Below are 13,522 nucleotides of genomic sequence, written 5' to 3'. Positions count from 1 at the left end.
CATGCAAGCAAGCCGCCCAGCGAAGCCAGGCAACGCAAGCCACCCAGCGAAGCCACGCAGACAAGCCACGCGGGGAGCCAAGCAACGCAAGCCGCCCAGTGGAACCGGACAGGAAGCCGCGCGAGTGGGCCGCTGCAAGTACATTTTCGTACAAGCACCCGGGAGGGACATGGACACCGTCACCATCACGACCGGCGAGGAACGGCGGCCGCTGGGGCCGTTGGACTGGTTGCGCTGGGGGCTGGTCTCGTTTCCGATGCTCGTCTCGATTCCCGGGGCGAGCGGGTGGTTGTGGCCGTTGATCGGCGTCACGCTGGTTTGCTCGGTGCCGATGCTGAGGCCGCCGGCGCGGCCTGCCTGGGTGTTGCCGGCCGGGATGGTCGTCGTGATCATGAGTTCGGGCACGTTATGGGTGCTGCAGCCGAACAGCTTGACGTCGGTCGCGATGTTCAGCACGACGTTCTACCTGATGCGGGCGTACGGCAAGGTGCTCACCACCGCCGCCACCGTGCTCAGCGTGATCGCCATCGTGGCGATGGCCTGGATACACCGGCTCGACTGGCTGAGCGCCGTCTCGATCCTCTCCCTCCCCGTGGTCATGCTCCTGCTCGCCGCCAACCGGCGGGGCCGCAGCGCGCGGCTGGAGCAGACCGAACTCGCGCTCGCCCGCGCGCAGACAGCGGCCGAGGAGCACGCGCGCGCCGCCGCGCTGGCCGAGCGCGCGCGGATCGCCCGCGAGGTGCACGACGTGCTCGCCCACTCACTCGCCGGGCTCGCACTGAACCTGCAGGGCGCGCGGCTGATGCTGGTCCGCGACGGCGCCAGCCCCGACGCCGTCGCCCAGGTCGAACGCGCGCAGAAGCTGGCGTCGGACGGGCTGGCCGAGGCGCGCAAGGCCGTCGCCGCGCTGCGGGAGGACGCCGTGCCGGTCGAGCGCGCGGTGGCCGACCTGCTGGCGGGCTACCGGCTGGACACCGGTGCGCGGGCGGACCTCGTCGTGGAGGGTGAGCCGCGGGAACTCGACGCGGCCGTCGGCACCACGCTGGTCCGCGCGGTGCAGGAAGCGCTGGCCAACACGCGCAAGCACGCGCAGAAGGCCGACGTCGACGTCACCCTGGTCTTCTCACCCGAGCAGGTGGAGCTGACCATCGCCGACCGGCAGGGCAGGCGGCCGCCGGACGCGCCGGCGGCGGGATACGGTTTGCGGGGCATGGGCGAACGGGTCGCGCTGCTCGAGGGAGAACTGGTCAGCGGGCCGGGGGAGGACGGATGGCGGATTCACCTGACGGTGCCGGCGTGGACCTGCGCGTGGTGATCGCCGACGACCAGGCCGTGGTCCGGGAGGGCCTGGTGACGCTGCTCGGGCTGCTGCCGGGCGTCGAGGTCGTCGGCGCGGCCGCGGACGGCGTCGCCGCGCTGGACCTCGTCGCCGAGCACCGGCCGGACGTCCTGCTGGTCGACCTGCGCATGCCGCGCCGCGACGGCGTCGAGACCACGGAGCTGGTGCGCGCGCGGCACCCGGGCACCGAGGTCGTCGTGCTCACCACCTACACCGACGACGACTCCCTGCTGGCCGCGCTCAAGGCCGGCGCCCGCGGCTTCCTCACCAAGGACGCCGACGCCGAGGCGATCGCCCGCGCCCTGCGCTCCGCCGCCGCCGGTCAGTCCACAGTGGACGGCGAACTGCAGCAACGGCTCGTGGAGGCCGCCACCCGGCGGGCCCCGGTGCGCGCCCAGGAGGTCGAAGGCCTGACGACGCGCGAGATCGAGGTGCTGCGGCTCATCGCGGCGGGGCTGTCGAACACCGAGATCGCGCGCACGCTGGTGGTCAGCGAGGCGACCGTCAAGACCCACGTGAACCACCTCTTCTCGAAGGCCGGGCTCCGGGACCGCGCGCAGGCCGTGGCTTTCGCGTACCGGGCCGGGATCGCGGACTAGCGGGCCGGGAACGCCGCCGAAAGCGCGGCGCGCCCGCCGGTCACCGGCAGCGTGACCGACGTGCGGGTGAGGTCCAGTGCCAGCCCGGCGCCCGGCGCGGGCCGCAGGGTGTAGTCGTGGTCGCTGGAGGCCAGCAGGAACTCCAGACGGTGGCCGGCGGCCAGCACGTAGTCCTTCGGCATCAGGTCCACCCCGATCCGATACGGCGTGCCCGGCGTGACGGGTGTGGTGACGGCCGGGCTCGTGCGGTTCTGCGGGTCGACCCAGCCGCGGCTGATCACGTGCGATGTCCCGTCCGGCGCGCGGTCGGCGAGGACCACGGTGACGTTCGCGGCGGGGCGGTCGAAGGACAGCTCCAGGTCCGCCCGCGCGGTGCCCGAAAGCCGTAACGGCAGGCGAGCCGCCGGAGTCGCGTACAGCAGGCGGTTACCGGAGGACGCGGCGTCGACCAGTTGCTCGATCGTCTTTCCCGCGTCGTCGGACAGAGTCTCGACGGTGGGGCGGCCGGGCACCGGGTTGTGCGTGTCCAGCGTGCCCTTCGCCTTCCCACCGGGCCACGGGTAGACCTTGACGCCGGTCGTGCCCGGCGCGGGCCAGTCCGCCTCGTCGGTCCAGGACTTGTCCTCGCGCTGGATGGTCGCCTTCGGCTCGTTCTGGATCCCGTTGTCCACGCCGTACAGGTAGTGCGACATCCACTTGTTCAGCGTCTGGAGCCAGACGTCGCGGCGCAGCGACAGCGGGTCGTTGTGCCCGAACTGGTGCAGCCAGATCTTGTGCTCGACGCCGTGGGCCTTCAGCGCCTCGTACCAGGTCGCGACCTGGTCGGTCTTCACGTTCCAGTCGTTCAGCCCGTGCACGGCGAGCACGGACGCGTGGACCTTGCTGACGTCATTGCGGTAGTTCCGCACGTCCCAGAACGGGCTGTAGTCGCCGGTCACCCGGTCCTGGGCCGCGGTCAGGCCGTCGATCACCGGGCGGCAGACCTGCCGGTCGGCGCGGGTGTAGACGTACTCGGCGAGCACGTCGGCGTCCTCACCCTGGTAACCGCCGGCCGCGACGACCGCGCCGGCGTTGCGGTAGTAGTCGTACCAGCTGGAGATGGCGGCGATCGGCACGATGGTCTCGAGGCCTTCGACACCGGTGCTCGCGACGGCGTTCGGCAGGGTTCCGTTGTAGGACACGCCCATCATGCCGGTACGGCCGGTGCTCCAGCCCGCCGTGACGGGCGCGCCCGCGGCGTCACGGGCGGGCGCGCGGCCGTTCAGCCAGTCGACCACCGAACGGGCGCCGGCCGTCTCGTTGACGTCGCCCGTGGTCGGGCAGCCGGTGGACGAGCCGGTGCCGAGCGATTCCCCGTACACCACGGCGAATCCGCGCGCGGTGAAGTAGTCCTGGTAGCTCCAGCCGATGGGAGCCTGCGGGCCGACGCGCCGGGTGGGCACCCGCGGCCCCTCCGCCGGCACGTTCAGCTCGGTGTCCACGTTGTGGTTCGCGACGTCGTTGCCGCCCGCGAAGTAGGGGCTCGCCTGGTACACGACAGGGACTTTCATGCCCTGCAACGTCGCGCGCGGCCGGACCACCTGGGCGTGCACGAGGTCGTCGCGCCCGTCGTGGTCGCTGTCCACCGGCGCGGTCACCCAGACGTCCTCGCGCAGCACGTCGGCCGGGTCGAACACCGGCTGCGCCTGCCCGCCGGTGAACACCGGGGCGGGCGGCGGGTCCGCCTGCGCCACGGCCGAGCCGAACGGCAGCGCCAGCACGACGCCGAGCACCAGGGCGACCCGAGAAACCTTCACCAGAACCCCCAAGCAGGACGAAGCGGGCGAGCAGACCTCACACTTCCGGCAACCGCGCGCCGCGTCTACCGACTAACGTCGCCGGTATGGCCACCACCGTGGAAGCCCCGATCGTCGCCGTCACCGTCTACCCGCAGCAGGCGCGGATCACCCGCCGCGGCCGCGCGAGCCTGAACGACGGCGCGCGGCTGCGCATCGCCGGACTGCCGCTGGCTCTCGACGCGGAATCCGTACGCGTCACCGGCACGGGTGCCGCGCTGGTCACCGGCGTCGACGTCTCGTTCGAGCAGCACGCGGAGCCGGCGGACGCGACGCTGCGCGCGCTCGTCGAGCAGCGGCGAGAAGGCCAGGCGACGCTCGACGCCGCTGCGGACGACGAAGCGGCCGAAGCAGCGAAGGTGGAGATGCTGACGGGCGTCGCGCGACGCAGCGGAACCAGCTTCGCGAAGGCGCTCGCCGCGGGAGACGCGGAGCCGGGCCGCGTCGCGGAGGTCAGCGACGCGCTCGGTACCCAGCTGGCCGCCGCGCTCAAGGGCCGCCGCGCCGTCAACGCCCGGCTGGACCGGCTCCGCGAGGACCTCGCCGCGCTGGACCGGCGGATCGAGGCCCACAGCGCACAGTCCGAACAGGACAGTTCCGCGGTGACCGTCGAGCTGGAACCCTTGGCAGGAGAGGAAACCGGCGAAGTCGAGCTGGAACTGTCCTATGTGGTCCCCGGCGCGAGCTGGGAACCGGGCTACGACGTGCGGGTGCGCGGCGCGCAGGTCACGGTGACCTCCCACGGCCTGGTCAGCCAGCACACCGGCGAGGACTGGCCGGAATGCGAGCTGGCGCTGTCCACCGCCCGCCCGGCGAACACCGTGGTGGTGCCGGAACTCCAGCCCTGGTACCTCGACCGCGTCCAGCCCCCTCCCCCGGCCCAGCCCATGGCCTACGCCGCGGCCGCGCCCGGCAGCGCGATGGTGCGAGACCGCGCCTCGTTCTCGCTCAACCGGATGGCGCCGAAGGTCGCCGCCGTCGAGCAGGGCGCCACCGCCGTCACGTACCGGCCGGGCCGCCCGGTCGCGATCCCGTCCGGTGCGCAGGGCCACCGCACCACGCTCGCGCAGCTGGACCTCGAAGCGAAGCTGGGTTACGTGACCGCGCCGGTCCAAGCCGCGGAGGCATACCTGCGCGCGACCGTCGTCAACACCTCCGAGCACACCCTGCGCCCGGGCCGCGCGTCGGTGTTCCACGAGGCCGAGTTCGTCGGCACCACCCGGCTGGACGTGTGGGCGCCGGGCGAGGAGCTGGAGCTGGCGCTGGGCGTCGACGACCGCATCCGGGTCGAGCGTGAGCTGGTGAAGCGCACGGCGAGCAAGGCGACGCTGTCCGGGCAGCGCCGCCGCGAGGCGGAATACCGCACCACCGTGACGAACCACGGCCCGCGCGAGGCCGCCGTCACCGTGCTCGACCAGTCGCCCGTCTCGCGCGACGACGCGATCACGGTCCGGGACGTGCGCACCACCCCGGAACCCGCCGAGCGCACCGAACTGGGCGAGCTGACCTGGCTGCTCGCACTGGCGCCGGGCGCGACCGGGACGGTGACGCTCGCCTACCGCGTCGACGTCGCCAAGGGCGTCGAGCTGAGCGGCTGGCGCGAATAGCGCTCAGCCCTGGGCGATGTACGCCTCGAGCTGCTCCTGGCTCTTCTCCAGCTGTTCCATCCGGCTCTTCACCACGTCGCCGATGCTGACGATCCCGGCGAGCCTGCCCTCGACGAGCACCGGCACGTGCCGGATCCGCCGCTCGGTCATCAGCACGCTCAGCTGGTCGACGGAGTCCTCCGGGCCACAGCTGGCGACGAGCTTGGTCATGATGTCCGCGACCGGCCCGTCGAGGATCGCCGACCCGTGGTCGTGCAACCGCCGGACCACGTCCCGTTCGGACACGATCCCGGCGATGCCACCGTCCTCGGCGGTCACCACCATCGCGCCGACGTTGTGCTTGGCGAGGCCGGCGAGCAGTTCGGTCACTGTGGTCCCCGGGGTGACCGTCGCGACTGCCGTGCCCTTTCCGCGCAGCAAATCTTCAATCCGCATGGCGATCCCTTCTCCGCAGTGAGCTGGGACATACCAGGCTAAGGCCCCCGTGCCGTGCGCGAAAGTCCAGCGGGCCACCTTCACCTGTGGTACGGAGCGGCTCAGGACAGCCGTTCGGCCAGCCCGTCCAGCGCGGCGCGGATCCCGGCGGCGTAGTCGTCGTCGCCGAGCGCGTCGAGCCGCTCCCGCGCCGACTCCAGGTGACGGCGGGCGGCTTCGAAGTCACCCAGTTTGCGGTAGTCCTCACCGAGATTCAGGTGCAGCGACGGGTAGAAACCACGCACCGCGAGCTTCGACTGGTGCTCCTGCACCCGCTCGTCGGTGAGCGAATCGGCCGCCGCGAGCGCGCGCAGGTCCCACTCCAGCTCCTCGGCCGGGTCGTCGCAGACGTCGGCCAGGTGGTGCGCCAGCGCGCAGCGGTGCAACGGGTCGCCGTCCGCGCCGATCTCGGCCCACAGCTTGACGAAGGCCTCGCGGGCGCCGGCCCGGTCGCCGCCGATGTGCCGGCGCAGGCCCGCGTCGATGGCCACCATCACGTCGTCGGTCATCGATCTCCCTCGTCCAGGACCCGGCGCAGCCGGGCCAGCCCCGGCGCGATGCGCTCGGCCGCGATCGCACCGTAGCCGAACAGCAGGCCGTGTCGCTGTGAGGTGACGGCGAAGTCGTCCAGCGCGAGCAGGCGGATCCCCGCCGCTCTGGCCCGCGGCAGCACCGCGCGCAGGTCCCGTTCGGAAGTCGCGCTGAGGTGCAGTCCGGCCGCCGACGGCCGTGGTGCCAGCACGTCGGCGAAGTCGCGGCGCAGGAGGCCGAGGAGGACGTCGTGCCGCTCGCGGTAGACCTTGCGCATCCGCCGGATGTGCCGGGCGAAGCCGCCCTCGGCGAGGAAATCGGCCAGCACGGCCTGCTCGATCGCCGGCGAGGACCAGTCGGCCAGGTACTTCGCCTTGACGATGGCGCCGGTGAGCGAAGGCGGCGCCGCGAGAAACCCCATCCGCAACGCTGGGGAGAGCACCTTCGAGAACGAGCCGACGTACACCACCCGGCCGTGGGAGTCCAAGCTGTGCAAAGGTTCCAGCGGCCGGCCGGTGTAGCGGAACTCCGTGTCGTAGTCGTCTTCCACGAGCACCGCGCCGGTGCGCTCGGCCCAGTCGAGCAGCTCGTGGCGCCGCGCCAGCGACATCGACACGCCCAGCGGGTACTGGTGCGAGGGCGTCACGTGCACCAGCCGCGTCCCGGCCGGGATCTCCGCGACGACGATGCCCTCGTCGTCCACCGGGACGGTCGCCACCCGCACCCCGAGCGTGCCGAGCAGCAGCCGCGGCGGCGGGTACCCGGGGTCCTCCACGGCCGCCAGGTCACCCGGCCCCAGCAGCACCCGCGCCACGAGGTCGACGGTCTGCTGCGCCCCGGCGGTGACCACGATGTCGTCGGCCCGGACCCGAACGTTCCGCGAAACGCCGACGTGCCGCGCGATCCCGGCCCGCAGCCGGGGATCGCCCCGCGGGTCGCCGTAGGTCAGCAGTTCCGCGCGGGACTCGCGCAGCCGCGACGCGGTCAGCCGGCGCCACGTGTCGAACGGGAAGAGCCGCACATCCGGGACCCCGGAACGGAAATCGAACTCCGGGGTGTCCGCGAACGAGCGCGGCGGCGGCGGGACGTCCGTCCACTCCGGACGCGGCCGCACGCCCGCGGCGGGTTCGGCGGCCGGCCCGGCGGGCCACGGGGCGGCGCCGGACCGGACGAACGTGCCGGCGCCGACGCGTCCGCTGAGGAAGCCCTCGGCGGTGAGGCGGTCGTAGGCCGCGCTGACCGTGGTGCGCGAGACGGCCAGCCGCTGGGCCAGCTCGCGGGTCGGCGGCAGCGCGTCGCCGTCGCGGATCCGGCCGTCGAGGATGGCCTCGCGGATCTGGCGGTAGATCTCGTCCCGGTGGCCGCGCGGGCCGGTCAGGTCGATGTGCAGCTCCACCGTGCTGATTCTAGATTGGCCCACCGCAGTTAGCGCGGTTTTGGCTCTCCTGCTGGTCCGATCCGGCGGTTAGCGTTCCGGGCATGACCCCGTTCGAACTTGACCGCCAGTCCCTGCTCGTCCTCGACAAGATCGTCGCCAGTGCCACCGCCGCGGACCTGGACCGGCCGACCCCGTGCGCCGGCTGGACCTTCGCCGACCTGCTGCGTCACCAGGTCAGCGAGAACCACGCGTTCGCCGAAGCCGCCCGTCACGGCTCCGCGGCCGACTGGGAGTCCGGCGAACTCGGCGCTGACGCGTACGCCTCGTACGCGGCTTCGGTCGAGGACTTCCTGAAGGCGTTCTCCGAGGACGGCGTGCCCGCCCGGCAGCTGCGGATCAACACCTTCGGCACCTTCCCCGGCGAGGTGGCCGCCGCCATGCACCTGGTCGACACCGTGGCCCACGGCTGGGACCTGGCCAAGGCGCTGGACGTGCCCTACGAGCCGGTCGCCGAGGCGGTGACCACCGCGCTGCAGTTCGCCGCCGTGATCCCGGCCGACCCCGAAGAGCGCGAGAAGAACGGCACTTTCGCGCCGCTGGTCGCCGTGTCCGCCGACGCGAGCGAACTGGACCGGTTCCTCGGGCTGCTCGGCCGCGACCCCGGCTGGACGGCTAGGTGACCTGATCCGCCGGCGCGGCCCAGGTGTTGCAGGCGGCCGTGGTCCCGCCGGAGAACCCGGCCTTCGCCCAGGACAGCTGGTGCGCGCGGCTGCCGTGGTCCACGCTGTCGTCGGCCCGGCCGTAGTCGGCCACCGCGGCGTTGCCGACCGCCCGGCTGACCGAGCCCTGGCCGATCGCGCTCGCGACGAACAACGCGCCGAAACAGTTGGCCTGCAACTCGATCCGGCGCACGATCGCCTGGTCGCCCGGGCTGCTCTGGTCCGGTGTGGACATCTTGTCGGCGGCCGCGGCCAGGATGCCGCTCTCCCGCTGCACGTGGTGGCCGTACTCGTGGGCGATGGTCGCGAGGTGGCGCGAGCGGTTCAGCCCGGCGTCCGACAGCATCCAGTCGGCGGGCGCGTAGATCGTGGTGTCGCCGCCGCAGTAATAGGCGACGGCCTCCTCCTTGGACGGCGCGGCGCCGCACGCGCTGACCTTCGGCAGCGTGACCGACACCGTGGCCGGCAGCCGCGGCTCGCCGACCTTGTCCAGCGCCGGGCGCCAAGCCTCGTCAAGACAACTGACCAGCGCGCTGTAGAACCCCTGGAGCTGCGCGTCCTGGCGGCCGAGCGCGGGCAGATCACACGAGACGCGGGCGAGCGTGACGCCGGCCGCGAGCAGCGGGTTCGTCTCCAGCTGGACGACCGCGCGCGGGTCGGTCCCCGCACCGCTGAGCGGGCGGCCCGCCTCGGACCGCTGGGCGGAGCCGGGCGCGGCCACGGCGTTGCCGGACAGCTCGCGCGGGACCGCGGCCATCAACGCGAGCGCGGCCACCACGATGACCACCGCGATCATGGCGCCGGCCAGCCCGCGACGGCGCGGCGGCGGGGGCGGCGGAGCCCAGGCGGGCGGTGGCCAATACGGCCCCGGCGGCGCGAAGCCCGGAGGCCGGGCCACCACCGGCGGCGGTAGTGGTGGCCCGGCCTGCTCCGGCGGCCCTTCGCCGTCAGCCCGTTCGGTCACGTTTCGCTCCCCCTGTCCGACCCGCGGTCCAGCATACGGTCGGGCCCCGGTGCCGGGATCACGAAACGGGAACGCCGATCCGGTGGCCGGGAGCAGGGTGTTACGGCAAGACTGGGCAGATGAGTGAGGAGACCGGGCCCATGGCTGTCGAAGATCCGTACCTGTGGCTGGAAGACGTGACCGGCGACGAGGCACTGGACTGGGTCCGCACCCGCAACGCCGAGACGCTGGAGGCGTTGACCTCCGGCGAGCGCTTCGCCGCGCTGCGGGACGAGATCCGGGAAGTGCTCGACGCCGACGGCCGCATCCCGTACGTCGTGCGCCGCGGCGCGCACCTGTACAACTTCTGGCAGGACGCCGGGCATCAGCGGGGTCTCTGGCGGCGCACCACGCTGAGCAGCTACCGCCAGGCCGAGCCCGAGTGGGAGGTGCTGCTCGACCTCGACGCGCTGGCCGAGGCCGAGGGCGAGAACTGGGTGTGGAAGGGCGCCGCGGTGCTGCGCCCGGACCACCGGCTGGGCCTGGTGGAGCTGTCCCGCGGCGGCGCGGACGCGACCGTGGTCCGCGAGTTCGACCTCGACGCGCACGCCTTCGTCGAGGACGGCTTCTTCCTGCCCGAGGCCAAGAACCGCGTCGGCTGGATCGATGCCGACACGCTGTACCTCGGCACCGACTTCGGCCCCGGCACGCTGACGAACTCCGGCTACCCGCGGCTGGCGAAGGAGTGGCGCCGCGGCACGCCGGTCGAGCAGGCGAAGCTGGTGTACGAGGCCAAGCCGGACGACGTCGCCGCGACCGCCTACCACGACCCGACCGAGGGCTTCGAGCGCGACTTCGTCCACCGGTCCATCGAGTTCTACCGCACGGAGCTGTTCGAGCGGACGGCTTCCGGGCTGGTCAAGGTCGACGTGCCGGACGACGCGCGCGCCTCGGTGCACCGCGAGTGGCTGCTGGTGCACCCCCGCACGCCGTGGACCGCCGGCGGCGTCGAGTACCCGGGCGGTTCCTTGCTGGTGATCGGCTACGACGCCTTCATGGCCGGTGCCCGCGACTTCACCGCACTGTTCACGCCGGACGCGCACACCTCGCTGGACTACTGGGCCTGGACGCGCCACCACCTGCTGCTCGCGACGCTGCACGACGTCAAGTCCGAGCTGCGCGTGCTCACCCCGGGCCCGGACGGCTGGGCGGAGGCGCCGCTGGGCGGGGCGCCGGAGTTCGGCAGCGCCGAGATCGTGGACACCGAGCCGGACGTCGACGACGAGTACCTCATCGACTCGTCCAGCTACCTGCAGCCTTCCACGCTGAGCCGCGGCGTCGTCGGCGAGGAGGTCGAGGTGCTCAAGCAGGCGCCCGCGTTCTTCGCCACGGAGGGGATCGAGGTCAGCCAGCACTTCGCCACGTCGGAGGACGGTACGAAGATCCCATACTTCGTGGTGCGGCCCTCGGGCGCGGAAGGCGGCCCGACGCTGCTGACCGGTTACGGCGGCTTCGAAGTCTCGCTGACGCCCTCGTACAGCGGCGTGATCGGGCGCGGCTGGCTGGCGCGCGGCGGCACGTACGTCGTCGCGAACATCCGCGGCGGCGGCGAGTACGGGCCGGACTGGCACTCGAGCGCCATCAAAGCCAACCGGCACAAGGTGTACGAGGATTTCGCCGCCGTGGCCGCCGACCTGACCGCCCGCGGGATCACCACGCCCGCCCGCCTCGGCATCCAAGGCGGCAGCAACGGCGGGCTGCTCATGGGCGTGATGCTCACGCGGTACCCGGAGCTGTTCGGCGCGATCGTCAGCCAGGTGCCGCTGCTGGACATGCGGCGCTACCACCTGCTGCTGGCGGGTGCTTCGTGGATGGCCGAGTGGGGCGACCCGGACGTGCCGGCGGAATGGGAGTACATCGCGGAGTACTCGCCGTACCACAATGTCCACAAGGGACGGAAGTACCCGCCGACCCTGTTCGCCACGTCCACCCGCGACGACCGCGTGCACCCCGGCCACGCCCGGAAGATGGTGGCGCGCATGAGCGAACAGGGCCACGGCGTCCGGTACTACGAGAACATCGAAGGCGGCCACGGCGGCGCCGCGGACAACAAGCAGCTCGCGTTCAAGTGGGCGCTGGTGTTCGAGTTCCTCTGGTCCCGGCTGGCGGGCTGACGCCGTGGCGCGGGGGCGCCGTCGCGGTGCCCCCGCGTCACCGCCCGGCGCGGCGCCAGATCACCACCGCGCCGAGCACCAGCAGGACCACCGCGCCCAGCACGATCAGGCCCTTGACCAGCAGGTCCATCATCAGCTCGTGCAGGACCTCCTGGCCGTCGGCGACGGCCGGTTGCGCGGTCATCGGTCACCCCGGCCGACGCTGTTGTCGATCCGCCGCACGGCCTCGCGGGCGACGCGGTTCCCGAGCCCACCCCCACGCCGGGCTCGGAAACCACCGCCGTGCCGCTCGTCCAGCACCCGTCCGGCGAACCGGGCGGCGGTCGCCACCCCGTCCCGTACACGATCGCTCTTTCCCTTGCGCCGCAACGAAACCGCGGCCGCGAAGGCCACCAGCCCGAGGACCACCACACCCGCGGCGATCAGGCCGAACCGGATCAGCAGCAGGTTGAGCACCGTCTCCATGTCTCCCACCTCGTTTTTCTATCACGACTGTGACATAAACATTCGTATCACAGGTGTGATAGAAAGGTCCAGTGCCCAAGCAGGTCGACAGTGAGCAGCGGCGAGCGCACATCGCGGACGCCGTGCTGCGGCTGGCCGCGCGCGACGGACTGCAGGCCGTGTCGCTGCGGTCGGTGGCGACCGAGGCCGGGCTGAACATCGGCTCGGTGCGGCACTACTTCGACGGCCAGCGCGACCTGATGCGCTTCGCCATGCGCTCGACCATCGACCGCGTGACGGCCCGGCTGGAGCGGCGCCGGGAGTCGCTGCGCCCGTTGTCGGAGCTGACCCGCGAGGAGGCGGCGGACCAGCTGACGGAGTTCCTGGCCGAGTTGCTCCCCCTCGACGCGACCCGGCGGGCCGAGGCCGCCGTCCTGGTGGAGTTCCTCGTCGCCGCCCGGGTCGACCAGGAGATCACGGACCTGGCGCGTGAGGCGATGCGGGGCACGCTGATCCTGGCCCGGCGCATCACCGACGCGATGGCCCGCCAGGACCTGCTGCCGTCCGAAGCCGCCGCCCCCGAGGCCCAGCGATTGGCGGCCCTGCTGGACGGGTTGAGCTTCCGCGCCGTCCTGCAGCCCGAAGTGACTTCGGAGCAGGATTGCCGCGACGTGCTGCGCGCGCACCTCGCGTCACTCCTGCGCTGACGCGGTTCTTCAGACCAGCCCCCGCGGCCTGGCCCGGCGCGGAAAGGGCCGCACCCGAGCCGGCTCCGTGCGTCCATAGTGGACGTCCACCAGCACCCGCTCGAACCGGCCCAGCACCCCGGCGGCGAACGCGATCCGCGTGACCCCCAGCCGGCGCAGCGCCCGCCCGTGGTCGAGCAGCACCACCGCGAGCGCGCCGGCCAGCAGCACCCGCCACCCGAACTCGACGGCCTTGCCGGTCGTCCCGCCGAACTCGCCACGCAGCCGGTCGCAGTGGAAGGGCACGTGCCGCTCCTCGTCGGCCAGGATGCGCGCGGCGACCTCGCGGGTGAGCGGGTCCCCGCTGCCGTCCCGCAGCGCCCGGTAATACCGCAGCGCCACGACTTCCGCGATCAGCAGCACCATCAGCTCCAGCCGCAGCCCGAGCGCGCGCCGAAGCCGGACGAACACCGCGTCGGACCAATGCGCGTCGATCGTCGGGCTCCCCGCGGCCGCCAGCAGCCGGGCGAGCAGCCGCGCGTGATTCTGCTCCTCGGCCACGAACAGCACGACCGCCTCCCGATACCGCCCGCCCGCCTTGGCCAGCAGGTTGGCCCCGTCGCCGGACTCCCCGACCTGGAACCGCTGGACACTCCGCGCGACGACGGGATCCAGCCGCGCGCCCCGTCCCCACTCGGGTTCCGGCCGTACCCGCTGCCGCCGCGCTGCCGCCGTGAATTCTCCTCGCCAGTCCACGGCACCGATGCTGGCCCTTCGATGTGCCCTTGCGGCG

The 13,522-nt window shown here is 72.6% G+C and carries 14 protein-coding genes; 6 read left to right on the top strand and 8 right to left on the bottom strand.

The genetic code is table 11. From position 1 onward, the window contains the following. Nucleotides 1-169: 169 nt before the first annotated feature. On the top strand, nucleotides 170-1,315 hold the full coding sequence (locus BMY97_RS16380; RefSeq protein WP_091617703.1) for a sensor histidine kinase: 1,146 nt from the start codon (nucleotides 170-172) through the stop codon (nucleotides 1,313-1,315). Beyond that, on the top strand, nucleotides 1,297-1,938 hold the full coding sequence (locus tag BMY97_RS16375) for a response regulator (RefSeq protein ID WP_091617702.1): 642 nt from the start codon (nucleotides 1,297-1,299) through the stop codon (nucleotides 1,936-1,938). Before BMY97_RS16380 ends, BMY97_RS16375 begins: the two co-directional genes overlap by 19 nt. Here BMY97_RS16375 and BMY97_RS16370 read toward each other — a convergent pair. After that, entirely contained in the window at nucleotides 1,935-3,734 is a 1,800-nt protein-coding gene (locus tag BMY97_RS16370; RefSeq protein WP_091617701.1) for a Xaa-Pro dipeptidyl-peptidase, read from the bottom strand. The two genes, BMY97_RS16375 and BMY97_RS16370, sit on opposite strands and share 4 nt — an antisense overlap. Nucleotides 3,735-3,820: 86 nt before the next feature. On the opposite strand from BMY97_RS16370, the gene BMY97_RS16365 reads away from it, so the two are divergent. Further along, complete coding sequence (locus BMY97_RS16365; RefSeq protein ID WP_091617700.1) at nucleotides 3,821-5,380, top strand: DUF4139 domain-containing protein; 1,560 nt, start codon at nucleotides 3,821-3,823, stop codon at nucleotides 5,378-5,380. A 3-nt stretch (nucleotides 5,381-5,383) separates the two neighbouring features. On the opposite strand, the gene BMY97_RS16360 is transcribed toward BMY97_RS16365, so the two are convergent. The 3 genes from BMY97_RS16360 to pdxR all read right to left on the bottom strand — a co-directional run bounded on the left by BMY97_RS16360 (nucleotide 5,384) and on the right by pdxR (nucleotide 7,781). Then, nucleotides 5,384-5,815: a CBS domain-containing protein gene (locus BMY97_RS16360; RefSeq protein WP_091617699.1), complete on the bottom strand. Its 432-nt coding sequence runs from the start codon at nucleotides 5,813-5,815 to the stop codon at nucleotides 5,384-5,386. 101 nt (nucleotides 5,816-5,916) lie between these two features. Beyond that, nucleotides 5,917-6,363: a hypothetical protein gene (locus BMY97_RS16355; protein ID WP_091617698.1), complete on the bottom strand. Its 447-nt coding sequence runs from the start codon at nucleotides 6,361-6,363 to the stop codon at nucleotides 5,917-5,919. Beyond that, nucleotides 6,360-7,781 carry a MocR-like pyridoxine biosynthesis transcription factor PdxR gene (gene pdxR, locus BMY97_RS16350; RefSeq protein WP_091617697.1) on the bottom strand — a complete coding sequence of 474 codons (1,422 nt, stop codon included), beginning with the start codon at nucleotides 7,779-7,781 and terminating at the stop codon, nucleotides 6,360-6,362. The genes BMY97_RS16355 and pdxR overlap by 4 nt, the downstream gene beginning before the upstream one ends. Before the next feature lie 83 nt (nucleotides 7,782-7,864). Here pdxR and BMY97_RS16345 point away from each other — a divergent pair, with 83 nt between their 5' ends. Continuing rightward, a complete protein-coding gene (locus tag BMY97_RS16345; protein ID WP_091617696.1) occupies nucleotides 7,865-8,443 on the top strand; it encodes a TIGR03086 family metal-binding protein in 579 nt (192 codons plus the stop codon). Here the strand turns inward: BMY97_RS16345 and BMY97_RS16340 are convergent. Then, nucleotides 8,436-9,380 (bottom strand): neutral zinc metallopeptidase, encoded by a 945-nt coding sequence (locus tag BMY97_RS16340; protein WP_425425286.1) that lies wholly within the window; start codon nucleotides 9,378-9,380, stop codon nucleotides 8,436-8,438. The two genes, BMY97_RS16345 and BMY97_RS16340, sit on opposite strands and share 8 nt — an antisense overlap. Nucleotides 9,381-9,565: 185 nt before the next feature. Between BMY97_RS16340 and BMY97_RS16335 the strand changes: the two genes are divergently transcribed. Next, on the top strand, nucleotides 9,566-11,599 hold the full coding sequence (locus BMY97_RS16335; RefSeq protein ID WP_342744039.1) for a prolyl oligopeptidase family serine peptidase: 2,034 nt from the start codon (nucleotides 9,566-9,568) through the stop codon (nucleotides 11,597-11,599). A 37-nt stretch (nucleotides 11,600-11,636) separates the two neighbouring features. Here BMY97_RS16335 and BMY97_RS47050 read toward each other — a convergent pair whose 3' ends face one another. Together BMY97_RS47050 and BMY97_RS16330 are read right to left on the bottom strand one after the other, a co-directional pair. After that, nucleotides 11,637-11,783 carry a hypothetical protein gene (locus tag BMY97_RS47050; protein ID WP_177231371.1) on the bottom strand — a complete coding sequence of 49 codons (147 nt, stop codon included), beginning with the start codon at nucleotides 11,781-11,783 and terminating at the stop codon, nucleotides 11,637-11,639. Continuing rightward, on the bottom strand, nucleotides 11,780-12,064 hold the full coding sequence (locus BMY97_RS16330) for a hypothetical protein (protein WP_091617693.1): 285 nt from the start codon (nucleotides 12,062-12,064) through the stop codon (nucleotides 11,780-11,782). The genes BMY97_RS47050 and BMY97_RS16330 overlap by 4 nt, the downstream gene beginning before the upstream one ends. Before the next feature lie 71 nt (nucleotides 12,065-12,135). Between BMY97_RS16330 and BMY97_RS16325 the strand changes: the two genes are divergently transcribed. Continuing rightward, on the top strand, nucleotides 12,136-12,750 hold the full coding sequence (locus BMY97_RS16325; RefSeq protein ID WP_091617692.1) for a TetR/AcrR family transcriptional regulator: 615 nt from the start codon (nucleotides 12,136-12,138) through the stop codon (nucleotides 12,748-12,750). 9 nt (nucleotides 12,751-12,759) lie between these two features. On the opposite strand, the gene BMY97_RS16320 is transcribed toward BMY97_RS16325, so the two are convergent. Then, nucleotides 12,760-13,485, bottom strand: a complete 726-nt coding sequence (locus BMY97_RS16320; RefSeq protein ID WP_425425279.1) for a ferritin-like domain-containing protein — start codon at nucleotides 13,483-13,485, stop codon at nucleotides 12,760-12,762. Nucleotides 13,486-13,522: the final 37 nt, after the last annotated feature.

The organism is Amycolatopsis saalfeldensis (assembly GCF_900110575.1).
GTDB classification, from domain to species: Bacteria; Actinomycetota; Actinomycetes; order Mycobacteriales; family Pseudonocardiaceae; genus Amycolatopsis; species Amycolatopsis saalfeldensis.
This window is presented reverse-complemented; position numbering and strand designations above follow the sequence as displayed.

What these genes read in the sequence shown, in the direction of transcription:
- BMY97_RS47050 (WP_177231371.1), bottom strand. Translation starts at nt 11,783, where the DNA reads ATGACCGCGCAACCGGCCGTCGCCGACGGCCAGGAGGTCCTGCACGAG.
- BMY97_RS16335 (WP_342744039.1), top strand. Translation starts at nt 9,566, where the DNA reads ATGAGTGAGGAGACCGGGCCCATGGCTGTCGAAGATCCGTACCTGTGG.
- BMY97_RS16365 (WP_091617700.1), top strand. Translation starts at nt 3,821, where the DNA reads ATGGCCACCACCGTGGAAGCCCCGATCGTCGCCGTCACCGTCTACCCG.
- BMY97_RS16355 (WP_091617698.1), bottom strand. Translation starts at nt 6,363, where the DNA reads ATGACCGACGACGTGATGGTGGCCATCGACGCGGGCCTGCGCCGGCAC.
- BMY97_RS16345 (WP_091617696.1), top strand. Translation starts at nt 7,865, where the DNA reads ATGACCCCGTTCGAACTTGACCGCCAGTCCCTGCTCGTCCTCGACAAG.
- BMY97_RS16330 (WP_091617693.1), bottom strand. Translation starts at nt 12,064, where the DNA reads ATGGAGACGGTGCTCAACCTGCTGCTGATCCGGTTCGGCCTGATCGCC.
- BMY97_RS16360 (WP_091617699.1), bottom strand. Translation starts at nt 5,815, where the DNA reads ATGCGGATTGAAGATTTGCTGCGCGGAAAGGGCACGGCAGTCGCGACG.
- BMY97_RS16380 (WP_091617703.1), top strand. Translation starts at nt 170, where the DNA reads ATGGACACCGTCACCATCACGACCGGCGAGGAACGGCGGCCGCTGGGG.